We start from the raw sequence: 22,846 nt of genomic DNA on the forward strand, positions 1-22,846 counted from the left end.
GCAACAATTATAAAAATGCCAGCCGGATGGCTGGCAAGGGATGACTGACAAGGCATGGATGGCATTCTGGCAAAGCCATGGCGGCCCTGCCCGGCGTCAGGTAGCCGGATTGGCCAGCTTGCGCGCCTCCGCCTGCGCACGGCGGCGCTCGGCAAAGAAACGCTTGAGAAAAGCGCCGCACTCGTCGGCCAGCACCCCGCCAACGATCGCCGTCTGGTGGTTCAGCGCGGGCTGTTCGAACAGGTTCAGCACGGAGCCGCAGGCGCCCGTCTTCGGGTCGCCCGCACCGTACACCACGCGCGCCAGCCGGGCATGCAGCATGGCGCCCGAACACATCACGCACGGCTCCAGGGTCACGTACAGCTCGCAGCCGGGCAGGCGGTAGTTGCCCAGCTTTTCGGCGGCCGCGCGCAGCGCCATCACTTCCGCGTGCGCCGTGGGGTCGTGGCGGCCGATGGGCTGGTTGTAGCCCACGGCGATGACTTCCCCGTCCTTGACGACGACGGCGCCGACGGGCACTTCACCCAGGTCCCACGCGTGCTGGGCCTGCTCCAGGGCCAGCTGCATGTAGCGCGCGTCCTGCGCGCCAGCGTGCATTTCAGTCATCGGTCACTTCTGCCCAGCAATTTGGCGTTTCATGCAGCACCAGTTTATGCAGGTGCAAGCCCGTGCCGAAATGGTCGGTAAAGGCCGCTTTCAAGATCTCGAAGGCGATGCGCGCCAGGTTTTCCACGGTCGGGATGCGGTCGATGACGACGGTTTTATGGTCGGGCAGGCTGGCCAGGAAGTCGCGCACGGCCGTGTCTTTCTCGTAGACGAGGAAGGCATGGTCCCACACGTCGACCAGATGCTGCTTGGCCAGGGTTTTCACGTCGGAAAAATCCATGATCATGCCATTGTCGGAATTGCCTTCCGCTTCGATAACCTTGCCGACCAGCGTGATTTCCACCGTGTAGCGGTGGCCGTGCAGGTTGCGGCACTGGCTTTTGTGGTCGGGAATGCGGTGGCCCGCGTCGAATTCGAGCTTGCGTGTGATAGTCAGCATATTGTTTTGTTAAGGTATTTGCAGGAGTTTATGGGTTTGCAGGCTCAGCTTCCACTTCGGGTTGCTTTTGCACGTCTCGATGGCCAGCTTCATGTTGTGCGCGGCCAGGGGGCCATCCATCGCCTGCACGAAGAAGTTCTCAAAGTCGAGCCCTTCGTAGGCGGCCAGGTCTTGCTGGAACTGGGGAATGACGACCTTGATCTCATTGCCCTTGTGGACGACCAGTGTCGAACCCATCTTCGGGCTGACGCAGATCCAGTCCACGCCGGCCGGCACGGGCAAGGTGCCGTTGGTTTCGATGGCGATGGTAAAGCCGACCGCGTGCATGGCGTCGATCAGGGCCGTGTCCAGCTGCAGCAGCGGTTCGCCGCCCGTAAACACCACGTATTTGCTCGGCGCGTAGCTGGCCGGCCACAGGCTGTCGATCAGCGCGGCCAGCTCCTCGGGCGTCTTGAACTTGCCGCCCAGTTCGCCATCGGTGCCGACGAAATCCGTGTCGCAGAACTGGCACACGGCCGTGGCGCGGTCGCTTTCGCGGCCCGTCCACAGGTTGCAGCCGGAAAAGCGGCAAAACACGGCCGGACGGCCCGCGTGCGCACCTTCGCCCTGCAGGGTGTAAAAAATCTCTTTGATGCTATAAGTCACTGTATTTCCTAAGAGCTGGCTGGCGTCATCGCGCAGGGCGAACGCATCGAGGCCGGCGCACCGCACCGTCACCGCAAAAGCTGATTGACAACCCTCTATTATATGCCGCCACGACACTTTCCGTGCAAATGCCGTGCCCGCCGTCTGGCGCCGCGGCATCCGACAGCAAGAAAGCCACGGCGGCCGGCAAAACTGCGCAGCTTTTGCGTTTAGACAATATAAATAACCCATGGTTAATATATTTTCTGTAAGAACATTGCCTGCTGGAAAACATTTAGGGAGCGAGAAAATGATGCAACGCTGGCTACGCCCGCCGTACCGCCTGAGCATTCTGGCTTGCCTGGCGGCCGGCGCACTCGCTTCCCTGCACGCCGGCTACGCCGCCGGCCCGACACTGCAGACCGGCACGCCCTTGCCCCTGATGCTGGCCTGCTCCATCCTGTGCGGTGCGCTGGCGCTGATGCTGTGGCGCCAGCACCGCCTGGCGCTGCGCCTGCGGGCGCTGGAACAGCTGCGCGCGGACGCCGAGCAGGAGCGCCTGGCCAGCGGGCAGCAGCAGGCGCGCGAACAAGAGCGCCAGCGCATCGGGCGCGACATCCACGACGACCTGGGCCAGCATCTGCTGACCTTGAAGATCGACCTGTCCATGCTTCAGACCAGCACGCATGGCACGGCGCCCCAGCTGGCGCAGCAACTGGCCGTGATCGTGCGCAATGTCGACCTCAGCATCGCTGCACTGCGCTGCGTCATCCATGACTTGCGCCCGCCCGCCCTCGACGCCGGGCTGCAAGCAGCATGCGAAGAGCTGTTGGCCGACTTCCGGCGCACCACGGGCATTGATTGCCGTTTCGATTACCGGCTCGACGCCGCCGCCGGCCGCGCGCATGGCGTCTTGCTGTACCACGTGGTGCAGGAAGCGCTGGCCAATATCGCCCGCCACGCGCGCGCCACGCATGTCCAGCTGTGCCTGCAGCAAGCGGGCGCCACCGTGACGTGCCGCATCAGCGACGACGGCATAGGGCTGTCGGGTTCGCCGCCGCGCCTCGGTTGCGGCCTGTCCGGCATGCATGAGCGCGTGGCGGCCGCCGGCGGCAGCCTGCACATCGACAGCCGCAGCGGCACCGGCACCACCTTGCGCTTGTCGCTGCCGCTGCCGGTCCGCCATGACGAGGCGATGGCCCATCGCTGAAAATATTGCTCAGTATCAACACCTTCGGCCCGCCACGCTGCATCATGGCCAACGAACCAGCCCCCACTCACGCCCAAGAAGGATGCTTTCATGCCGGATAGCCACGCACATGCCAGCGTATCGCCGTATGGTGAAGCCCAGGGTTTCGCCGTCAAGATGATGGAATTACTGGTCGTGCCCACCTTCGTACTCGATGTGCATGGCAGGGTGATGATCTGGAACCGCGCCTGCGAGCAGCTGACGGGCGTGCCAGCGTCCGAAGTGCTGGGCGCGCGCGAGCCGGGCCGCTGCTTTTACAACGACGAGCGCCCCACCCTGGCCGACCTGCTGCTGTCCGGGCGCGGCGGCGACATGCGCGCCCTGCATGCCCAGCAGCAATATCGCAGCGGCACGGGCAGCAACCTGTGCGCGGAAAACTGGTGCGACATGCCGCGCACGGGGCGGCGGCGCTACCTGGCCGTCGATGCCAGCCCCATCCACGGCAATCACGGTGAACTGATCGCCGTGGTCGAAACCCTGCGCGACATGACCGATGAAAAACGCGCGCAGGTGGAACTGGAACGCCTGGCCACGCGCGATGGCTTGACGGGGCTGGCCAACCGGCGTTGCTTTGACGACACCATCCTGGCCGAGTGGCAGCGCGCGCAGCGGCAGGAGCAGCCCCTGTCGCTGCTGATGGTCGACGTCGACAATTTCAAGGAATATAACGACAGCCACGGCCACCAGGGCGGCGACCTGTGCCTGCGCAAGGTGGCCGGCGCCGTGGCCAGCGAAATGCGCACGAACGACATGGTGGCCCGCTACGGCGGCGAAGAGTTCGCCGTCATCCTGCCGAACCAGTCGCTCAAGGGCGCGGCCATCGTGGCCGAACGCATCCGCCAGCGCGTGGAACGGCTGCAGCTGCCGCGCAAGCGTCCCGACGGCGCCTGCGTCACCGTCAGCATCGGCGCCGCCACGGCCCTGCCCGGCCCCGGCACGGAACTGGGACAACTGATCCACACGGCCGACTGCGCCCTGTACCGCGCCAAGCACCTGGGCCGCAACCGCATCAGCCTGCCGGAAACGACGCTGACCTGAGCACCTGTCCCTGCGGCACGCCTTGCCTGCCCTGACGGGGCCGCCCCTTCATGCCAAAACGCCTTGCCCCTATGCACGGCGGCATGAATATTCTATGCTGCGGCGTTGCACTTTCATAACATCCAAAAAAGAAGGAGCCCTCGTGTCAAGAATCATGCCCGCTTTATTACCCGCTTTCGCCCTGGCCCTGTCGGCCATGGCCGCGTCGAACCTGGGCGCCGCGCCCGTCAAGCCGGCCGCTGCCCACAGCGCTGCCGCCGCCAAGGCTGATTTGCTGCCGTTCAAGGCCACGGAAAAAACCCTGGCCAACGGTTTGAAAATCATCATCGTGCCGACGGGCTTCCCGAACCTCGTCTCGCTGCAGATTCCCGTACAGACGGGTTCGCGCAATGAAGTCGAACCGGGCAAGTCCGGTTTCGCTCATTTCTTCGAGCACATGATGTTCCGCGGCACCAAGGCCTATCCGCCCGAGAAATACCAGGAAGTCATCACCCGCGCCGGCGCGCGCCAGAACGCCTACACGAGCGACGACCTGACCAATTACCACACGACGTTCGCCAAGCAGGACCTGGAAACCGTGCTGAAAGTGGAGGCGGACCGCTTCCAGCACCTCGATTACGCGGAAGACGCGTTCAAGACGGAATCGCGGGCCGTGCTGGGCGAATACAACAAGAACAGCGCCAATCCCGTCTCGAAACTGTTCGAAGTGATGCGCGACAGCGCCTACACGACGCATACCTACAAGCATACGACGATGGGTTTTATCCAGGACATCGAAGACATGCCGAACCAGTACGCGTACTCGAAACTGTTCTTCGACCGCTGGTACCGTCCCGAGCGCACCACCATCATCATCGCCGGCGACGTGGAGCCGCAGCAGGCGATCGCGCTGGTGGAAAAATACTGGAGCGGCTGGCAGCGCGGCAAGCAGCAGGCGGCCGTGCCCGTCGAACCCGCGCCGCGCGGCCCCGTCTACAAGCACGTGGCCTGGCCCACGCCGACCCTGCCGTGGGTAGCAGTGGGCTTCCACGCGCCCGCGTTTTCCGTCAAGGACAAGGACCAGGCCGCGCTGGCGACCTTGCTGTCGCTGTCGTTCGGCCGCACCTCGCCGCTATATAAACGCCTGGTGCAGAACGAACAGAAGGTCGACCAGTTGTTCGAGATGACGCCGGACCGCGTCGATCCAACCCTGGCCGTGCTGGGCGCGCGCGTGAAAAACATCGATGACGCCGTCTACGTGCGCGACGCGATATTGGCCACCGTGGCGCAGCTGCGCGACACGCCGGTGAGCGAAAAAGACCTGGCGGATGCCAAGTCGGCCGAAAAATACGGCTTGATCCGTTCGCTCGACAACACGGAGCAGATCGCCGGCACCCTGGCCTCGTTCGTGCACTTCGACCGCTCGTATGCCACCATCAACCAGTACTACCGCCTGATCGACACGCTCACGCCGGCCGACCTGCAGGCGGCCGCGCGCAAATACCTGACGGATGACGGCCTGGTGGTGACCACCCTGTCGCACCAGCCGATGGCGGCCGCCATCGCCACGACGCCAAAGCTGGCCAGCCTGCTGCCGGCCGCCTCGAACGTGAAGTTCGACGTGCTCGTGCAAAAGTCCGCGCTGCCGCAAATCCGCTACAAGCTGCTGTTTATGGCCGGTTCCGCGCAAGACCCGCAGGGCAAGGAAGGCCTGGCCGCGCTGACGGCCGCCATGGTGGCGTCCGGCGGCTCGTCCGAGCGCAAGATCGACGAAGTCAACCAGGCCCTGTTCCCGCTGGCCGGCAGTTTCAGCCAGCAGACGGACAAGGAAATGACGACGTTTACCGGTTCCATCCACAAGGATAACTGGACCCAGTTCAACGCCATCGCCCTGCCGCTGCTGCTCTCGCCCGGTTTCCGCGAAGACGACTTCCGCCGCCTGAAGGATGCGCAAAAGAACGCGCTGCTGCTGGACCTGAAGGACAACAACGAAGAGGAATTCGCCAAGGAACGCCTGCAAACCAATGTGTATGCGGGCACGCCGTATGGCCACCCCGTGCTGGGCACGGTCGCCGGCATTGACGCCATCACCCTGGACGACGTGAAACAGTTCTGGAAAAGCGCGTACGCGCAAGGCGCCGTCAAGGTGGGCCTTTCCGGCGACGTGTCCGACGCCATGACGGCCTCGCTGACGCAGGCGCTGGGCAAGCTGCCGGCCGGTCCCGGCTTGCCGGCCACCGTCAAACCCGCGGGCCGCAAGGCGAACGGCCTGGAAGTGGAAATCATCGAGAAGAACACGCGCGCCACGGCGATTTCCTTCGGCCTGCCGCTGGAGGTGACGCGCACGCACCCGGACTTCCCCGCCCTGTGGCTGGCGAAGACGTGGCTGGGCGAGCACCGCGCCTCGAATTCCTACCTGTACCAGCGCATCCGTGAAATCCGCGGCATGAACTACGGCGATTACGCGTACATCGAAGCGTTCCCGCGCGGCATGTACCAGTTCTTCCCGAACCCGAACCTGGGCCGCAAGGCGCAGCTGTTCGAAATCTGGATCCGTCCCGTGGCGCCGGACAACGCCCACTTCGCCCTGCGCGTGGCGCTGACGGAATTGGGCAAGCTCATCGACAACGGCCTGACGCAGGACGATTTCGCCACCACGCGCGACTACCTGATGAAGAACGTCTTCGTCATGACGTCGACGCAAGACCAGCAACTCGGTTACGCGCTCGATTCGCAATGGTATGGCACGCCCGAGTTCACCAAGCTGATGCGTGACGGCTTGTCGAAACTGACGGTGCAAGACGTCAACCGCGCCATCAAACAGCACTTGTCGGCGAAGAACCTGTCCGTGGTGATCGTTGCCAAGGATGCGGCCGGCCTGAAGGAAAAGCTCGTCAGCGACGCGTTTTCTCCCATCAAGTATGACGGCAACAAGCCGCAGGCCCTGCTCGATGAAGACAAGGTCATCGGCGCGATGCAGCTGAACATCAAGCCGGAGGCCGTCACCGTGACGCCGGCGGCGCAGGCGTTTGCGAAGTAAGAGCTAGTGCTGGATCAACCTCATCTGACGAAGAATGTCGGATGAGGTTACCTCCGAGGATGACCTGGCATGAACATCTCAACGACCTTACGGTGAAGGATCTGCAATGCCACGCTGCCACATTGACCATATCGCCATCACGGCGCCAACGCTGGAAGCGGGTGCGGAGCTGGTGCGGCTGGCGCTGGGGGTGGAACCTCAGGCTGGCGGAGCACATGCCCGCATGGGGACGCACAACCTTCTGTTGCGGCTTGGCGATGCTGTCTATCTGGAGGTGATCGCGCCCGACCCCAGGGCGCCGCTGCCGTCCAGGCCCCGCTGGTTCGCGCTTGACACCCTGGCTGCCGATGCGGCGCCGGCACTCGCCACCTGGGTAGCCCGCACCACCGATATCCAGGCAAGCGTTGCGGCTTGTTCGGAGCCGTTTGGAAATATCGAAGCCATGAGCCGAGGCGCCCTGAATTGGCTGATCACCATCCCCGATGATGGCGCGTTGCCCCTGAACGGCGTCGCCCCGGCACTCATCGAGTGGCAGGCAGAGGCGCACCCCGCGGCCAAACTGCAGGATCATGGGCTGTCCCTCGTCAAGCTGGAACTGTTTCATCCCGAACCCGAACGCATTGCTCGCTTGCTGCTATCGCTGGGCCTGGATAGCCAGCTGACGGTGCACCCATCGACAGGGGAACGCGGCGCCGGCCTGGTGGCCCACATCGATACGCCGCAGGGGCCGCGCCAACTGTAAGCAAGGGGGACGATCAACCGCCCCCGAGCTTGCCAACTCACTCGAAGGGATTGGCCACCGACGTCACCTCGGGCGGCGGCAGCTGGTCGGGCAGTTCCTGCTTTTCCAGCTGCGCCACCACGTCGGCCAGCAGTTTTTGCAGCTGCTTGGCCAGCGCCAGGCCCGGCTTGTCCAGGGTCAGGTCGATGTCGCCGCTGATGCTGATGCGGTCGATACGGTTTTCGATGGTCAGGCTGCCAATTTCCAGCACATCGCTTTCATTGGCATACGGGACGAATTTTTTTGCGCACATGGGATTTCCTTTTTGACGGTCTTGTTATTTCTTGGACTTGCTCTTCACCTTGGGCAAACTCAGCATGCGCAGTTTCTGCTGGCGCGTCAGCGACGGTAACAGATCGATGCCTATCCTGTCTTCCAGTTGCGCAATGCTCAGCACTTCATACGTCTTGGTATCGACGTTTTCAATGAAGTAGGCGGCGCCGGCGCGCTGGCGCGGGCTGTACACGGCCTTGTACAGATGACTGGGCACAATGACTCTTCCCACCTTGCGCAGGTTGCCGCCGATAAAAGCCGGCCCCGTGATCACGTACAGGTCGCCCTCTTTCTTCGCCATCTTGCGCACGGCGCCTTCGATGCCGGCCCACACATAGCGGTTGTTGCGCGCGTCTTGCGGCACCATGTTAGCCAAGGTAAAGCTGTCGCGCTGGCTCTGGCGGTCCGGCATGTCGCCGTTGGGCGCCATGTGGCCACGGTCGAAGCCGCTGCGCGCGTAGTCGGCCAATTCGGCGCGCTGGGCGGCGGGCAGCTTGCGTTCAGGGTGAAAGGAGTTTTCGCGCGACAAATCCTGCGCCGCTTCCAGATTGTTGGCCGTCAAGTGCTCTGCCGACCACAGCGGCGTGCGCGTGATACCCGAGTGCATGACGCCAAACACGTTGTAGCACAGCTCTTTGGTTGCCACGTCCAGCTTGGGGTTGGTGATTTCCGGCTTGCGGCCATCGACGTAATGGGCGGGACAGGCATCGGCATGCGCCAGGTTCGCGGCAAAGGCGGAAGCCAGCACGCCGCACGCCAGGGTCAGCCTGGCGATCGTTCCTTGAATCATATTTCCCTTTGAAATCTTTGCAGGCCAGCATTCTAGCGGACGGCGGCCCTCGCCACAAACCGGCACTAGCCTGGCGTGCGCGCAGGCGTGCAAGCGGCCCTGCGCAAAGCCAGCGCAAATAAAGGCCAACAGGCCGCGCACGGCCATTCATATCTGCTAAGATTGCCTTGATTCGTTCGCATCGACCATTCAAGATTTGGAGAGCATATGATCAAAAAAACCCTGCTGCTGATCGTTGTCGTCGTCGCCGCCATCCTCGGCTATGCCACCACCAAGCCCGACACCTTCAGTGTCCAGCGCGAAATCACCATCAAGGCCCCGCCCGAGAAAATCGCCGCCCTGATCACGGACTTCCATTACTGGGCCGCCTGGTCGCCGTGGGAAAAGCTCGATCCGGCCATGCGCCGCACGTTTACAGGCCCGGCCAATGGCCTGGGCGCGCAGTATGCATGGCAAGGCAATGACAAGGTGGGCGCCGGGCGCATGGAAATCACGGAGGCGGCCCAGCCCGAACGCACCGTCATCAAGCTGGACTTCCTCAAGCCGTTTGAAAGCCACAACACCACCACCTTTACCATGACTCCCGAGGGCGACGGCACCAAGGTGAACTGGACCATGACCGGCCCCAGCCCTTACGTCAGCAAGGTCATGACGGTCTTCGTCAGCATGGACAGGATGATCGGCAAGGATTTTGAAAAAGGCTTGAACAACCTGAAGGCGGCTGCGGAACGCTAAGCCTGCTCGCAGCACATGACAACAGGGCCCGTGCGGCCCTGTTTTATTTGGCGCTCCCCCTTGCGGGCCCCGTCAGAATTGCTCGATCCAGGCGGCCAGGTGGTCCGGCGTGAGCGCCGGCTCGGCCTGCACCACCTTGCCCTGCAAGCCCAGTTCCGTCTTGCTCAGCTGCAGGGACCAGCCGCGCCGCGCCAGCCACAACAAGCTGGCCAGCCAGAACGAGTGAATGGGCGAGACGGGCGCCGTGGTCGGCGTTTCCAGAAATTCCGTCAGCAGCCGGCCATCGAGAAACAGTGCCGTGCCGCCCTGGTTTTGCAGCGCCGCGCCAAACACGGGCAGCAGCATGTCGATCGCCTGCTCCACGCCACGCCCCGGATGCTCGCGCTCGAGCGTGTCGAGCTGCTGGCGCACGGCGGCGGCAAAGGCCGTGCCGCGGAAGGCTTCCGAACTGACCAGGTCGGCATAATCCATCAGCAGCCAGTCCGGCTCGGGCGGCGTGACGCCGGCCGTCAGGGCCGCCGACAGATACGCTTCCACAGGCAGCTGCTGTTCCGGACCGGCCAGGCTGGCGCACAAGGCGTACAGGGTGCCGATGCGGTTGGCGACGGCTTGCCGCTGGCGCACCATCAGCTTTTCGCGCAGCAACTGGGCGTGTTCATTGCGCAAGCGCGCCAGTTCCAGCGCCTGCTTGAGTTCCATGCGCAACGCCGCGATATCCCACGGCTTCTGGATGTAGCGGTGGATCTGCCCCTGGTTGACGGCTTCCACCGTGTGCTCGAGCTCGGAATACGCGGTGGTGAGTATGCGCACGATGTGCGGATGGCGATCCCAGCAATACGACAGCAGCTCGTTGCCGTAGGCGCCAGGCATGCGCTGGTCGGACACCAGCACGGCGATGCGGTCGGCCTGCTCGTCGAGTATGCGCTTGCCTTCCTCGACCGAAGTGGCCGTCAGCACGTCGGCCAGCGGCGCGATGGCGCGCTGGAAGTATTTGAGGGCGTTGGCCTCGTCATCGACATAGAGTATCGTCGGCAAGCCTTGCGCCGGCTCACGCTGAGCCGGTAAACGCAGATTGGCGTCAATCATGCTCGTTCCTTATATGTACTGGAAAATTCAGGGTTACCGTGGTGGAAGTGTCAAATTCGGTGGCGATATCGAGGTTGCCGCCGAACGACTGCATCATGCGGTGGCAAAACACCATGCCCCAGCCCTTGCCTTCGCCGCCACCGGCACTGACGGGGTCGCTCAACAGCTGTGTGACGATCTCGGGGGCGATGCCGGCGCCATTGTCGCGCACCGTGATGCGGCCCGCATCGATGCGGATGCCGATCGCAGGATGGGCTTGCTCGCCGGCCGAACGCAAAGCATTCGCCAGCACCGACGATAAAATCAGCGCGACGCAATTGGGCGACTCGGCAATGGAGAAATCGTCGCCCACTTCCACCGTAATGGCGGCGCGCTGGTCCGTGCTCAAGGGATAGCTGTCGAGCAAGGCATCCAGCAGCTGGCGCGCGCTGCCGGCGCGGCGTCCGCCCTGCATGCCGGGACCGGCGCTGGCCAGACGCACCGTGTCGACAAAGCTGGCCAGCACCGACAAACAATAACGCGCATTGTCGTGCATCAAGGCGGCCGCTTCGCCGATCTCGGCCTGCGGTGCGGCGTCCGATTGCGCGCGGCGCGCAATGCCGCGCGCAAAATTGGCGATGGCCGCCAGCGGCGTGTTCAATTCATGCGCGAGAAAGGCCAGCGACTCCTCCATCGCCACCAGGCCCTGGCGGCGGGCGGCCCGCTCGCGTCCCGTCTGCACGGCCAGCTGCAGCGCCGTTTGCATGGCGGCCAGGTCGAGCGGCTTTTCCAGCAAACGGAACAAGGTGCCGCCGTTGATCAGCTCGAGCAGCACGTCCTTGTCCGCATACGCGGTGACGAGCATGCAGACGATGTGCGGATAGCGCTGCGCCACTTCCTGCAGCAATTCGCTGCCCAGGCGGTCCGGCATGCGGTAATCGGTGACGAGCACGTCGATCTGGCCGGCCTCGTCTTTCAGCAAGGCCAGCGCAGCATCGACGCTCTGCGCCGTCAGCACGCGGTAGCGCTGGCCGACGGCGCGCTCGAAATACTTGCAGGCGAGCGCTTCGTCGTCCACGTACAGCACGCTGGCGCGGCTATCGTTATCCATGCTAGCGGCCCTCCCAGTCGGAGCGCTGCAAGTCGAAATTCATGCTGGCCCATACACCCAGCTCGCTTTCGGCGGAGAGGGTGCCGCCGTGGCGCTCGATCACGCCATAGCTGATGCTCAGGCCCAGGCCCAGGCCCTGCCCCACTTCGCGCGTGGTAAAGAACGGTTCGAACACGCGCGCCAGGTTTTCCGGGGCGATGCCGGGGCCGTTGTCGCGCACGCTGATGCGCAGGCGGTTGTCATCCCAGTGGGCCGTGATGCGGATCTCGAACGGCGGCGCATTGCCCTTGCGCATGGACAGCACGGCATTGCCCAGCAAATTGATCAGTACGCCCACGATGGCCGCCTCGTCGCCGCGCACCAGGGTGTCGACCGGCAAGTCGTGGCTGATGCTGACGTTCTTCGTTTCGTGGCCCACGAGGCGGATGGCGGCCTCGAGCGCGCTGCGGAACTGGAAGTGGCCCGTTTCCAGCTGGTTGCCGCTCTTGCGGTAGGCAAAGGTTTTCAAATCGGACACGATGTGCTGCACGCGCAGCATGCCCTGCTTCGCGTCGGCCAGGCATTCGCTGACCAGTGCGCTTTGCTTGGCGGCCGGGTCTTCGATGGCCACCTCGATGGCCATCATGCAGAAGTTCACGGGATTGTTCACTTCATGGAGCATGCCGGCGGCCAGGGTGCCGATGGCGGCCATTTTCTCTTGCTGCAGCATCTGTCCCTTGATATCGGCCAGGCTTTTATTCGTTTCTTCCAGCTGCGTGTTCTTTTGCGCCACTTCCGCCTTCAGCTGGAACAGCATGAAGCGGGCGCGTTCATTAAAATAGGTAAATACGGCGCTGATGCTGGCCGACATGATGAGGAATAAACAGTTGACGACAAACGTACTCGGCAAGTCGAAACCGCCCGCATGCCAGGCGCACGCGGCCACGTACAGCAGGCAGGAAATCGCGCCAAAGACCATATTTTGCCACAGGCCGAAGGCCAGCACGATGCCCGATGAATAGATGGCCAGGGTCATGCCCACATAATAGATCGAGGTGGCGCCTTCCGTGACGGCGATCATCCAGGCGATCATGATTTGCGGCAGGATCAGCCAGACAAAGGTCAGTCCCTGGATGCGGTCTTGCGCCCAGCGCGTGCGCATGGCCAGCACGACGCAAAAGATCAGCACGGACACGACGATGCGCGCGCTGGTAAACGCCGACTGCTTGTCCGGATACAGGGCCGAATCGAGGCCCATGCCCAGCAGGATCAGCACGATGCCCGTGTAGGCCCCGCCGCGGCTGAATTCCAGGCGGAAGTCGCGCAAAACGGCCGTGTAGCCGGCGTGCAGGCCTGGGGTATCCATCATCAAGGAATGCTCACTTCCGCAAATACATTCACGCCCGTCGCGTCGACATAGATTTTCGGGTCCGTCGCATGTTCGGGCAGCAAGGCCGACAGGCCCGCTTCATTGCGATAGATCAAATGCCACTCCAGCAAATGCTCCATGCCGAACTTGCCCGGATTATCCGCGTGCACATTCGTCACCAGCAGCCGCCCGCCCGGCCCCACGCGCGAGGCGAAGTGCATCAGCAGGCGCGCGCACACCTTGTCGGACAGATAGTCGAACAGGCCGGCGCAATACACGGCGTCGAAACTGCCGGGTAGACCCGTGGCGCCCGAACCGTGGCGGCGCTTGAGCAGGTTGTGCACGGAGTCGTGCACATAATCGATCTCGACCACACGCCCCGTGCGCTGCATGATGGTGGTCAGGCGCGCGCGCGTCCAGTCCAGCGTCTCGCTGCTGAAGTCGACCAGCTCGAAGGCCAGCCATTGCGCATCGGGGCACGTTTCCAGAAAACGCTGCACCTCGATGGCCGGGCCGCAGCCCACGTTGAGCACTTTATACACACGCCCGGCGGCGCGCGCCGCGGCCGCCTTTTGCGACAGGAATTCCGTCAGGATATCGATGCGGTTGCGGTGTGCCGTCGCCACGGCCGCCTGCAGGAAGGCCGCATTGACGATCTGAAAATACGTGCTCGGGCCCTGGCGCGGATCGTCCAGCAGCTGGTTGACCATCTGGTAGTCGCCCGCATAGCCAAGCGGCTTGGTAAACGTGCGGAAGACGAAGGGCGCGCGCAGGATCAGCGGGTGCAGCGCCGCCTGGGCAAAGGCGCGGTGGGCCGGCGCCCGCTCTTCCTCGACCAGCGACGCTTCCACCTCGAGCTGGCGCAAGTACAGCTGGGTTTGCTCCATCAGCGGCAAGGCCAGCTCGTCGAAGATGTCGGGACGCAGGCGGCCGTTTTCCTTGGGCAGCGAGTCGGACAAGTCGACCTGCTCGACCCAGCGCGCCACTTCCGACAGGAAGGCGCGCATTTCGTTGACGACGATCTGGTAGTCGCGGCGGATGCGGAAGCGCTCGCCCCAGCCGGCGACAAAGGCGCTCGACTCTTTCAACACGGCGCCCTTGACGACGACCACATCGCTCAATTCGCGCCACTCGTCGATCAGGGTCACGGAAACGATGGCGGTCAGGCCCGTGTTGACGCTGCTGATGACGACGGCCTTGCCCACGTAGGCGTTCTTCGCCCCCATGCGCACCGTCACGTCATTGAGCACCTCGCTGACCTGCACAATCGAGTATGGATTATAGATTTCCATGACCAGCGAATTGCGCTGCAAGTTGAAAATCGTGCCGCGCACCGCCTCACCCTGGGTGTTGCGGAAACTGACGACTGGATCGATCTGCGATTGTGAATACACGATTGAGCATTATCAAGTTGCCCGGTTTCCGGCGCACCACACTGGTGACGCCAGTTTCCAGGCTGGGTTAAGGCACGGCACGCCGGTTGTCTGCCGCCGGCCCGCCATCGTGATGGCGGTATTGCGGCGTCGCGTGACGCCGTACCGGAGCGCCTCAAAGCGCGTCTGTCCGCTCTCTGATCGAGTGTACTATGGATGTAGCAGAACGGGCAATTGTTCCCTCAGGAACGACCTTGCGTGGCGCCGGCGCGCAACGCCGGCGATCATCCAGCCACGAACAGAGCCAGCGCGTGACGCAATAATTGCGGCGTTTGCCCCGTCCACCGTTTGAACGAGCGGCGGAAGTTGGTGGCATCATGAAAGCCGAGGTAGGCGGCCACGGCATCGTTGTCGTAGCCATGCGCCTGGAACAGGTAGATGGCCTTGTGTGCGCGCACCTGATCGAGCTCGGCCTGGAAATGCGTGCCATGGCGCGCCAAATGGCGTTTCAGGGTGGCGGGACTGACGCCGAATTCCTGCGCCGTGCGCTCCAGGGTCGGTGCGCAGCGGATATTGAGCAGCAGGTAGTCGTACAGCGCACCGAGCAGGCTGGCTGCCGGCACGGGCGCCAGGGCCGCCGCGCGCAAGGCCAGCGCGGCCGCCGTGGCATTGCCGCGCGGCCAGGGCTTGTCGAGCCAGCTCGAATCGATGAGCATGGCGTCCACCTGGCAATCGAAACGCAGCGCCTGGCCCAGGTGCACCTCGTGCTGCTCCACGTGGCGGGGCCGCGCGCGGTTGAAACAGAAGCGCCATGGCAAGGACTCTCCCGCCAGCCAGCGGCACATGGCCGCCAGCGCCGTCATGTGCATTTCCACCAAAAAAGGCAGCTGGCTGGGCGCGCCGAATGCATCGACCCAGTACAGCACGTGCATGTCGCCGGCCTCGCGCAAGCGCGGCTGCAGCAGCGGACACAGCAAGGTATGAAAATCGCACAGGATGGCCAAGGCCTGGCGCAGATTCTGCGCCTGCAGCAAGGCATGACTGGCGGCGCCGTAATGGCCGGGCAACATTTGCTGGCCCAGCATGAAGCTGGTGTCGGCACTGTCGAGGCCGCGCGCCACGTTGGCCAGCAATTGCAGGTATTGCGCGGCGCTCACCTGACTTTCCGCGGACGGCAGCGCGCCGCCATCGAGGCCCGTGCCCTTGAGCAGCGGCGCCGTGGCCAGGTCGCGGCTGCGCGCGTAATCGAGCACCAGCGCCGGCTGGTGATGGGCCGCGATGCTGGGGTCGCCCTGCTGGTTCAGCAGCATCAGGCAGGCGCGGCGCTGCCGGCCCTGGGACTGGCGCTGCGGCCGGGCGTTTCCACGGCCCGGCTCAGCTCGGCCAGCACCACTTCCGGCACGCCATCGGTCAGCGAGCACGCATGCCGCAGGCTCAGGCCGATTTCGCGGTTGTCGTTGGTGTGGTGGCGCATCTGCCCCACCATCACGCACAGGTGGCGCGCCCGCACGGCCGCATCCTCGCGCGACACGCCCGGCATCAGCACGGCGAAGCGGTCGCCCGCATAGCGGCACAGCAGATCGTCATTACGCAAATTCAACAGCAGCATGTGGCCCACGGCTTGCAGCACGCGGTCGCCTTCGCGGTGGCCGTATTCGCGGTTAATCAGGTGAAAGCTGTCGATGTCGAGCAAGACCAGCGCGCAATCGAGGCCGGGCCGGCGTTCCTGCTCCAGGCGCATCTGCGTGCGCAGGTAGCTGGCGTCGGCCAGCTGCGTGATGCGGTCGAAGGCGCGGTGGTCGCGGAACAGGCGTTCGCGCTTTTGCAGATGTTCGTTCAGGCGGAACTGTTCCTGGCGCCAGTAATACATGCCGATCGTCAGCACCAGCATGCCGAATGGAATCAGGGCTTCCAGCCAGTTATCCCATACTTCCAGCTTGTCGATGGCGAAGAATTCATCGAGGCAATCGGCCCAAGACCCCAGCATGATGGCGCACAGGCCGCCGGCGATCAGGCTCGTCACCCGTCCACGCGGCCGGCTGCTGAGGGTAAACAAAAACCAGATGCCCGCCATGACGGCCGTGCCGCCTTCGCAGACGATATCCATCCACTTCCAGACGGCAAACGGTTTAACGTGGCCCAATGTGGCGTACAGGAACAAGAACAGGGGCAAGGCCAGTGCGGCGGCAATCAGGCTGTTACGGTGCAATGGCAGCATGTGGGAAAACCTTTAAAAGTGGTGCTGCCGCCACGATAGCGCCCGCCCATGACGGCACGATGACATGCCCCGCTCCCGTGCGGCAGGTGCAAACGGCTCATCATTACCAGGGACACCCATGCAAATACGGCGAGCCTTTGCCCATGCGCCCTGCGCCGGCAGGTCATTTCAGCTCACCACGGTTCATTTCCGGCCGGAAAGCGTTCACCCGCCGTTGTTTTCAGGGTGGCAATCGATTGCCTGTCACGCAACCGTCATATTTGCTGCCTAGAATCCGCCCGGTTCCTTCCTCCCTAACCGAGCTCTTCATGAAAACCACGCACACATCGTTCCCCTCCCCGCTGCGCCTGACGGCCCTGTCCCTGGCCATCATGGCCGTCTTCAGCGGTCAAAGCCATGCGCAAGCACAAGATGCGGCTGGCCAGCCGGCCGCCACCGTGGTCGTCAGCGGCCAGCGCGCCAGCCTGCGCAACGCCATCGCCGCGCAAGAGAAAGCCGACAACATCATCAGCGTCATCAGCAGCGACGATATCGGCGGTTTGCCCGATAAAAACGCGGCCGAGGCGCTGGCCCGCTTGCCGGGCGTGTCGGTGCAGCGCGACCAGGGCGAAGGCCGCTACATCACGGTGCGCGGCCTGGGTCCGGACCTGAACGCGGTTACCATCAACGGCGCGCTGGTGCCGTCGCCGGAAGCGGGCCGCCGCGCCGTGGCGCTGGACATCCTGCCTGCCGGCCTGATCCGCACGCTGGAAGTCTCGAAGACCTTGCTGCCGGAAATGGACGCCAACTCGCTGGGCGCCACCATCGAAGTCAAGTCGCTGTCCGCCTTCGACTTGCCCGGCAAGCTGCTGTCGGCCAACGTGGCCGCCAGCCATGATGAAAAAACGGGCAAGACCAGCCCCAGCGGCGGCGCCCTGTGGGCCCAGCGCTTCCTCGACGGCAAGCTGGGCGTGGCCGCCGGCCTGAGCGCGGAAAAGCGCTCATTCGGCTCCGATGACGTGGAAACGGGCGGCGCCTGGAGCAAGGGCAAATTGTCGGGCCTGGAATTGCGCGACTACCTGCCCGTGCGCAAGCGCGGCGCCCTGGCCGTCAACCTCGATTACCGTCCGGAAGCGGGCAACAGCTGGTTCTTGCGCTCGTTCGTCAGCGAATTTTCCGACGATGAAGTGCGCGACCGCCTGACCATCAGCAATATCGCCGGCGGCAGCCTGGCCGAAGGCCAGACGGCCAGCGCGCGCGCCGAGCGCCGCATCCGCCAGCGCAAGTACACGCAGCAAGTGCGCTCGCTGGTGCTGGGCACGCAGCAGAAATCGGGCGACTGGACCCTGGACGTGAAAGGCGGCCTGAGCCGCGCCACGGAAGACACGCCGGAATCCTTGAACGACGGCCGTTTCCGCGGCCTCAGCAACTTTAACGGCATCAGCTTCAACGGCACCGAGCAACCATTGTTGAGCGGCCCCGCCTCGCTGTACGACCCGGCCGGCTATGCGCTGAACGCCATCACCCTGCAAAAGCGCTATTCGAAAGACAATGAACACCACGCGCGCATCGACCTGGCGCGCAAGTTCGACATCGCCACCCTGAAATTCGGCGCAAAAGTCAGCCGCCGCGAAAAAACCAATGACACGGATCAATGGGCATATAACAGCAGCAAGGCCACCAGCGGCAATTACTGGGGTGCCGGCTCCACCTCGATGAGCAACTTCGTGCAAGGCCACCATCTCGACTACGACCTGGGCAACATCGGCGTGGCGCTGGACCCGGCCCTGATCCGTGCCCGTGTGGCCGGCCTGGACCGCGACAAGGCGCGCCTGGCCACGGAATCGATCATCAACGATTACCGCATGCATGAAGACATCAACGCCATGTATGTGCAAAACAGCTACGACTTCGACGCCTGGCACATCCTCGGCGGCGTGCGCGCCGAGCGCACCAGCTTCGAGGCCGCCGGCTCGCAGGTGGACAGCGCAGGCTTGGCCACGCCCTTGACGCGCGAACGTTCGTACACCAACTGGCTGCCGAACCTGCAAGCCCGTTATGACGTCGATCAAAAAACCAGCGTGCGGGCCGCCTGGACGCAAGCCGTCGTGCGCGCCAACTTCAGCCAGCTGGCGCCCGGCATCAGCCTGGCCAGCAACACGGAAGCCGTGATCGGCAACCCGGACTTGAAACCCTTGAAAGCCAACAACCTGGACCTCGGCATCGAAAGAGTCCTGGGCAACGACGGCGTGATGTCGGCCTACGGCTTCTACAAGGACATCAAGAATTTTACCTACACGACCAACCTGGCCGGCACGGGACAATGGACGGGCTACACGACGGCCACCTCGTATGCGAACGGCGACGCGGCGAAAGTCAAGGGCATCGAACTGGCTTACATGCAGCCGCTGCGCATGCTGCCGGCGCCATTCAACAAGTTTCTCGTCGGCGTCAACGGCACCTTGAGCACGTCTAGCGCGCAAATCGGCCGCTACGACAAGGCGAGCAAGCAGCAGATGAACCGCGACATCCGCCTGCCGGGCCAGTCGAACCAGGTGATGAACTTGATGCTGGGCTATGAAACGGGGCCCGTCAGCGCCCGTCTGGCCCTCAACTACAAGTCGCCTTACCTGCTGGAAATGGGCGGCGATATCCTCGATCAAAGCCAGGACCGTATCGTGGACAGCCAGAAACAGCTCGACTTCTCGCTGTCCTACCAGATCAACAAGCAGTTCCAGGTGACGTTCGAGGCGGCCAACCTGAACAACGAGAAATACTATGTCTACCAGGGCACGAAGCCATACAACGTGCAAAACGAACAATACGGCCGCACTTTCAAAGTGAGCCTGAAAGCCAGCGCCTTCTGATGATGATTCTCAATAACATGAAAAAAACCGTACTCTGCAGCGCTTTGCTGGCTGCCTTCTACTTGGGCGCCAGCGCGCAGGCCGCCCCCGCCAACGCCTTGCCTGCCTTCACGCAGGAGGCGGAAGAGCTGGCCCGCCTGCCCGGCGGCGGCTGGCTGACTTTGGACAAACACGGCTTGCATTTGTTCAATGCGGCCGGCCAGGAGCAGGACCGCATCGCCGTGCGCGCCAAGCAGCTCGACACGCGCATCGATGGTGGCAAGGTACTGGCCGTCTTCCTGGAAGCGGACACGCAGCGCCCGCTGCCCGTCTCCGTTGATGTGCAGGCCGGCAAGCTGGTGAAACTGGCGCCGTTTCCGGTGCCGACGTTTTCCGTGGAAGCATCGTGCCTGTACCGCGACGCCCAGCAGCTCGATCACCTGTTCTTGATCGGCAAGGATGGCCAGGCGGAACAGTGGGTGATGCAGGGCGAGCAGCGCAGCCTGGTACGCAGGCTTGCCCTGCCGCCGCACGCGAAACATTGCCGCGCCGACGATGGCGCCCAACGCCTGCTGGTGAGCGAGTCCAACATGGGCGTGTGGGCGTATGAGGCCGATTCGGAAGGCATGGGCAAGCGCGAAGTGGTGGCCCTGCGCAAGCCGTATGGCCAGCTGGACGGCGGCGCCGGCGCCCTGACCGTGCTGCCGGGCGGCGTGGCCGTTCTCGACGGCAAGGCGGACAAGCTGCACCTGTTTGCCCACCAGGACGACCGGTGGACGGCGCAGCCAGCCCAAACCGTCGCCTTGAACGTGCGCAAGGGCGACAGCCAGCTGGCGCTGGACAGGGACGCCTTGCTGCTGCGCGGCAAGAACGGTTGGCAGGCGCGGCCCTTGAAATGGGCAGGCAAAGCGGAAACGCAGCCTGCGGTGGCCATCATCGCCCCGCAAGCGCAGACGGAACCGATGGCGCGCCAGGGCGACGCGGCCGACGACCCGGCCATCTGGCTGTCCAGGAACCCAGCCGATGCGCGCATCCTCGGTACCAACAAGAAACAGGGGCTATTGGTCTACGACCTGCAAGGCAAGCAGACGCAGCTGCTGGAAGTGGGCCGGCTGAACAACGTCGATGTGCGGCAGAATATCCAATTGAATGGCAGCAAGGTCGACCTGGCCGTGGCCACCCAGCGCGACGACAACAGCATGATGTTGTTCACGATCAATGCCAGCGGCGAGGTGGCGGAAGCGGGCCGTTTTCCTACCGGCCTGAAAAGCATCTACGGCATGTGCTTGTACCAGCCGGCCGGCGGCGGCGTGCAAGCGTTCATCAACGACAAGGACGGCACCTTCCAGCAGTACAGCATCGGCCTGGAAGGCGACAAATTCAGCGCCACCCTCTTGCGCAGCTTCAAGGTCGCCACCCAGCCGGAAGGCTGCGTGGCCGACGATGCCAACGCCAGATTGTTCTTGGGCGAGGAAACGCGCGGCGTGTGGACCACCTCGGCCGACGCCGCCAAACCGGACGCGCTGACCATGGTCTTGCCGGTTGGCGCGCACTTGGCGGCGGACGTGGAAGGCATGGCCATCTACCGCAAGCCCGATGGCGCGCCCAATACGGGCTATCTGATCGTCTCCAGCCAGGGCGACAGCAGCTACGTGGTACTCGACGCACAGGCGCCCTACAAGGTGCGCGGCCGCTTCAAGGTGGGCTTCAACTTGCCCGCCGGCATAGATGGCACCTCGGAAACGGATGGCCTCGACGTCACCTCCGCCAACCTGGGCGGCGCGTACGCGCAAGGCATGCTGGTGATCCAGGACGGCTACAAGCGCCTGCCCGATGGGCCGCAGAACTTCAAGTATGTGGCATGGGGGGATGTGGCGAAGGCCTTGAAGCTGGACTGATGATATGGGGGGCGGCCCGCACAGGCTGCCCCAGTTCACGAAGTAGGTCGCAATAAATTATTGTGATTTCTGACTTCCATAACCGGCGCTCTGCGGCGTTACCCGCTGCTAGCAGTGCCTGCACTGCGTCGCAACGGGCGCCTTGCAGCGCATCCCGTTCTGTTCGTCATAACTTCACAATAATTTCCCACGACCTACTTAGCTGCGCTGAAGATTGCCGCTAGCTTGCGCGCGACATATCGATGGCAAAAGGCAGGCGTTTGCCATCGAACTCCACCTTGCCCGTAATGGCCAGGCGCTGCGCCGACAATTCCACCAGGCGCAGATCGGCCACGTCGCGGTATTCCATCATGTAGAGCGCGGACTCGCAATCCGTATTGCCGGCGTCAACGGCAAGCATCTGCACGGGCGCCGCCTCCGTTCCCGCAACGAGCAAGCCCTGCAAAAGGAATGCCGGCGGATACAGCGCCCACGACCAGGGCGCATTGTCGTCTTCCGTCAACCGCATGAACACCTCGTCGTCGGCCTCGATCCTGATATTGATTTCCCGCATGCCGTCGGCATGTGCCGCCACGCTGATCCGGGATTTCGCGACATCCACTTCGAAATTGGTGTCGCCAATACTAAATATATTCATTACCCTGCTACTCCTGATTGACACGTTAATGCACCGTTCGACACGCCGGCAGAGGGCCGGCATCGGCCAGCAGCCAGGCGCGGGCAATCCATCAATCGCCCTGCTGCTGCCACACCGCCTTGCCACCCTTGATATAGATCAAGGCACTGGCGGAGCCCTCTCTCGCCACCACGATCCCGTCCGTCTTCAGCCTCAGCGATTTTTCATGATAGCTGTGCTGCAGCGAGCCCTTGTCTTCCACCTGCCACACTTCCAGCCACGCGAAATCATCGCCGCCGTTGGACAATGCGTGACCCGCCCCCACGATGAGCGGCGCCGTCTTTTGCCGGAACAGGAAGACGATGCCCTCCTTCTTGCTGTCCTTGTTCTTGACGAGCACGGCCAGATCACCCTTGCCGTCGCCGTCGAAATCGCCGCGCAGGACGAAGGGATTCATGCGCGCATTGACTTCGATGGCCTCGCGCTTGGCCAGATTATCGAATTGCTGCGCTGCCCAGACCGGCAATTGCGCCTGCGGTGGCAAGGCCTCAGCCCCAGCCCCAGCCATGCCAGCGGCAAACACCAAAGCGACTGTCACTGCCATGCTTCTGCAATTCATAGAGCGGCTCCATAGAGACAAAGAATCGTTGGCGGCACCCCACTGATCAGTGGGGTACTGGCAGAATAACATTATCAGAAAATACTTGCACTATTACAACAGTGTCCGCTCCGCATTGTCGCCAGTACGGGCGGATAAATGCCGTCCGTTGCTGATCTGCCAGCGACTGGCGGCCTGTTGCGTATTAAAATGGCGCCCCATGACCTCCCCCGCCTCGAC

20 protein-coding genes are annotated in these 22,846 nt (G+C 63.4%); 7 read left to right on the top strand and 13 right to left on the bottom strand.

Features of this window, described 5'->3' with window-relative positions:
• Window positions 1-96: 96 nt before the first annotated feature.
• The 3 genes from tadA to queE are packed head-to-tail and all read right to left on the bottom strand — an operon-like array spanning window position 97 to window position 1,690.
• Window positions 97-606 (bottom strand): tRNA adenosine(34) deaminase TadA, encoded by a 510-nt coding sequence (gene tadA / locus CSQ95_RS27660; protein WP_099411831.1) that lies wholly within the window; start codon window positions 604-606, stop codon window positions 97-99.
• On the bottom strand, window positions 599-1,045 hold the full coding sequence (gene queD, locus CSQ95_RS27665; RefSeq protein WP_035819191.1) for a 6-carboxytetrahydropterin synthase QueD: 447 nt from the start codon (window positions 1,043-1,045) through the stop codon (window positions 599-601). The genes tadA and queD overlap by 8 nt, the downstream gene beginning before the upstream one ends.
• A gap of 9 nt (window positions 1,046-1,054) precedes the next feature.
• On the bottom strand, window positions 1,055-1,690 hold the full coding sequence (gene queE, locus CSQ95_RS27670; protein ID WP_070218406.1) for a 7-carboxy-7-deazaguanine synthase: 636 nt from the start codon (window positions 1,688-1,690) through the stop codon (window positions 1,055-1,057).
• 289 nt (window positions 1,691-1,979) lie between these two features.
• On the opposite strand from queE, the gene CSQ95_RS27675 reads away from it, so the two are divergent.
• The 4 genes from CSQ95_RS27675 (at window position 1,980) to CSQ95_RS27690 (ending at window position 7,717) form a co-directional block, all read left to right on the top strand.
• Window positions 1,980-2,879: a sensor histidine kinase gene (locus tag CSQ95_RS27675; RefSeq protein WP_143450116.1), complete on the top strand. Its 900-nt coding sequence runs from the start codon at window positions 1,980-1,982 to the stop codon at window positions 2,877-2,879.
• Window positions 2,880-2,969: 90 nt separating this feature from the next.
• Window positions 2,970-3,956 (top strand): diguanylate cyclase, encoded by a 987-nt coding sequence (locus CSQ95_RS27680; protein ID WP_257218254.1) that lies wholly within the window; start codon window positions 2,970-2,972, stop codon window positions 3,954-3,956.
• 142 nt (window positions 3,957-4,098) lie between these two features.
• Window positions 4,099-6,975: a pitrilysin family protein gene (locus CSQ95_RS27685; protein ID WP_099411833.1), complete on the top strand. Its 2,877-nt coding sequence runs from the start codon at window positions 4,099-4,101 to the stop codon at window positions 6,973-6,975.
• Between the two features lie 106 nt (window positions 6,976-7,081).
• Entirely contained in the window at window positions 7,082-7,717 is a 636-nt protein-coding gene (locus tag CSQ95_RS27690; protein WP_099411834.1) for a VOC family protein, read from the top strand.
• Between the two features lie 37 nt (window positions 7,718-7,754).
• Here CSQ95_RS27690 and CSQ95_RS27695 read toward each other — a convergent pair whose 3' ends face one another.
• Both CSQ95_RS27695 and CSQ95_RS27700 read right to left on the bottom strand, forming a co-directional pair.
• Window positions 7,755-8,009: a hypothetical protein gene (locus CSQ95_RS27695; RefSeq protein ID WP_070218411.1), complete on the bottom strand. Its 255-nt coding sequence runs from the start codon at window positions 8,007-8,009 to the stop codon at window positions 7,755-7,757.
• Between the two features lie 24 nt (window positions 8,010-8,033).
• A complete protein-coding gene (locus tag CSQ95_RS27700) occupies window positions 8,034-8,819 on the bottom strand; it encodes a DNA/RNA non-specific endonuclease (protein ID WP_070292278.1) in 786 nt (261 codons plus the stop codon).
• 207 nt (window positions 8,820-9,026) lie between these two features.
• Here CSQ95_RS27700 and CSQ95_RS27705 point away from each other — a divergent pair, with 207 nt between their 5' ends.
• Window positions 9,027-9,554 (top strand): SRPBCC family protein, encoded by a 528-nt coding sequence (locus CSQ95_RS27705; protein WP_034755971.1) that lies wholly within the window; start codon window positions 9,027-9,029, stop codon window positions 9,552-9,554.
• Between the two features lie 72 nt (window positions 9,555-9,626).
• Here CSQ95_RS27705 and CSQ95_RS27710 read toward each other — a convergent pair whose 3' ends face one another.
• From CSQ95_RS27710 to CSQ95_RS27735, 6 genes are all read right to left on the bottom strand, one after another.
• Window positions 9,627-10,640 (bottom strand): response regulator, encoded by a 1,014-nt coding sequence (locus CSQ95_RS27710; RefSeq protein WP_070292277.1) that lies wholly within the window; start codon window positions 10,638-10,640, stop codon window positions 9,627-9,629.
• On the bottom strand, window positions 10,633-11,730 hold the full coding sequence (locus CSQ95_RS27715) for a hybrid sensor histidine kinase/response regulator (protein ID WP_070292276.1): 1,098 nt from the start codon (window positions 11,728-11,730) through the stop codon (window positions 10,633-10,635). Before CSQ95_RS27715 ends, CSQ95_RS27710 begins: the two co-directional genes overlap by 8 nt.
• 1 nt (window position 11,731) lies before the next feature.
• Window positions 11,732-13,075 (bottom strand): sensor histidine kinase, encoded by a 1,344-nt coding sequence (locus tag CSQ95_RS27720; protein ID WP_070292310.1) that lies wholly within the window; start codon window positions 13,073-13,075, stop codon window positions 11,732-11,734.
• A 2-nt stretch (window positions 13,076-13,077) separates the two neighbouring features.
• Window positions 13,078-14,472, bottom strand: a complete 1,395-nt coding sequence (locus CSQ95_RS27725) for a class I SAM-dependent methyltransferase (RefSeq protein ID WP_070292275.1) — start codon at window positions 14,470-14,472, stop codon at window positions 13,078-13,080.
• A gap of 263 nt (window positions 14,473-14,735) precedes the next feature.
• Window positions 14,736-15,761, bottom strand: a complete 1,026-nt coding sequence (locus CSQ95_RS27730) for an AraC family transcriptional regulator (RefSeq protein WP_099411835.1) — start codon at window positions 15,759-15,761, stop codon at window positions 14,736-14,738.
• Entirely contained in the window at window positions 15,761-16,669 is a 909-nt protein-coding gene (locus CSQ95_RS27735; protein WP_099411836.1) for a GGDEF domain-containing protein, read from the bottom strand. The genes CSQ95_RS27730 and CSQ95_RS27735 overlap by 1 nt, the downstream gene beginning before the upstream one ends.
• Before the next feature lie 308 nt (window positions 16,670-16,977).
• On the opposite strand from CSQ95_RS27735, the gene CSQ95_RS27740 reads away from it, so the two are divergent.
• Both CSQ95_RS27740 and CSQ95_RS27745 read left to right on the top strand, forming a co-directional pair.
• Window positions 16,978-19,515 (top strand): TonB-dependent receptor, encoded by a 2,538-nt coding sequence (locus tag CSQ95_RS27740; protein ID WP_099411837.1) that lies wholly within the window; start codon window positions 16,978-16,980, stop codon window positions 19,513-19,515.
• 17 nt (window positions 19,516-19,532) lie between these two features.
• The gene (locus tag CSQ95_RS27745) at window positions 19,533-21,392 is read left to right on the top strand and encodes a phytase (RefSeq protein ID WP_099411842.1); all 1,860 of its coding nucleotides are present in this window, start codon (window positions 19,533-19,535) and stop codon (window positions 21,390-21,392) included.
• Window positions 21,393-21,612: 220 nt separating this feature from the next.
• Here CSQ95_RS27745 and CSQ95_RS27750 read toward each other — a convergent pair whose 3' ends face one another.
• Both CSQ95_RS27750 and CSQ95_RS27755 read right to left on the bottom strand, forming a co-directional pair.
• Window positions 21,613-22,029 carry a hypothetical protein gene (locus CSQ95_RS27750; protein ID WP_099411838.1) on the bottom strand — a complete coding sequence of 139 codons (417 nt, stop codon included), beginning with the start codon at window positions 22,027-22,029 and terminating at the stop codon, window positions 21,613-21,615.
• A 91-nt stretch (window positions 22,030-22,120) separates the two neighbouring features.
• Complete coding sequence (locus tag CSQ95_RS27755; protein ID WP_143450117.1) at window positions 22,121-22,612, bottom strand: hypothetical protein; 492 nt, start codon at window positions 22,610-22,612, stop codon at window positions 22,121-22,123.
• Between the last annotated feature and the right edge of the window lie 234 nt (window positions 22,613-22,846).

The organism is Janthinobacterium sp. BJB304, from assembly GCF_002735765.1.
In the GTDB taxonomy this organism is placed as follows: domain Bacteria; phylum Pseudomonadota; class Gammaproteobacteria; order Burkholderiales; family Burkholderiaceae_D; genus Janthinobacterium.

Excerpts from the sequence above, each read along its gene's own strand:
- tadA (WP_099411831.1), bottom strand. The coding sequence starts at position 606 with ATGACTGAAATGCACGCTGGCGCGCAGGACGCGCGCTACATGCAGCTG.
- queD (WP_035819191.1), bottom strand. The coding sequence starts at position 1,045 with ATGCTGACTATCACACGCAAGCTCGAATTCGACGCGGGCCACCGCATT.
- CSQ95_RS27675 (WP_143450116.1), top strand. The coding sequence starts at position 1,980 with ATGATGCAACGCTGGCTACGCCCGCCGTACCGCCTGAGCATTCTGGCT.
- CSQ95_RS27680 (WP_257218254.1), top strand. The coding sequence starts at position 2,970 with ATGCCGGATAGCCACGCACATGCCAGCGTATCGCCGTATGGTGAAGCC.
- CSQ95_RS27690 (WP_099411834.1), top strand. The coding sequence starts at position 7,082 with ATGCCACGCTGCCACATTGACCATATCGCCATCACGGCGCCAACGCTG.
- CSQ95_RS27695 (WP_070218411.1), bottom strand. The coding sequence starts at position 8,009 with ATGTGCGCAAAAAAATTCGTCCCGTATGCCAATGAAAGCGATGTGCTG.
- CSQ95_RS27700 (WP_070292278.1), bottom strand. The coding sequence starts at position 8,819 with ATGATTCAAGGAACGATCGCCAGGCTGACCCTGGCGTGCGGCGTGCTG.
- CSQ95_RS27705 (WP_034755971.1), top strand. The coding sequence starts at position 9,027 with ATGATCAAAAAAACCCTGCTGCTGATCGTTGTCGTCGTCGCCGCCATC.
- CSQ95_RS27710 (WP_070292277.1), bottom strand. The coding sequence starts at position 10,640 with ATGATTGACGCCAATCTGCGTTTACCGGCTCAGCGTGAGCCGGCGCAA.
- CSQ95_RS27715 (WP_070292276.1), bottom strand. The coding sequence starts at position 11,730 with ATGGATAACGATAGCCGCGCCAGCGTGCTGTACGTGGACGACGAAGCG.
- CSQ95_RS27720 (WP_070292310.1), bottom strand. The coding sequence starts at position 13,075 with ATGGATACCCCAGGCCTGCACGCCGGCTACACGGCCGTTTTGCGCGAC.
- CSQ95_RS27730 (WP_099411835.1), bottom strand. The coding sequence starts at position 15,761 with ATGCTGCTGAACCAGCAGGGCGACCCCAGCATCGCGGCCCATCACCAG.
- CSQ95_RS27735 (WP_099411836.1), bottom strand. The coding sequence starts at position 16,669 with ATGCTGCCATTGCACCGTAACAGCCTGATTGCCGCCGCACTGGCCTTG.
- CSQ95_RS27740 (WP_099411837.1), top strand. The coding sequence starts at position 16,978 with ATGAAAACCACGCACACATCGTTCCCCTCCCCGCTGCGCCTGACGGCC.
- CSQ95_RS27745 (WP_099411842.1), top strand. The coding sequence starts at position 19,533 with ATGAAAAAAACCGTACTCTGCAGCGCTTTGCTGGCTGCCTTCTACTTG.
- CSQ95_RS27750 (WP_099411838.1), bottom strand. The coding sequence starts at position 22,029 with ATGAATATATTTAGTATTGGCGACACCAATTTCGAAGTGGATGTCGCG.
- CSQ95_RS27755 (WP_143450117.1), bottom strand. The coding sequence starts at position 22,612 with ATGGCAGTGACAGTCGCTTTGGTGTTTGCCGCTGGCATGGCTGGGGCT.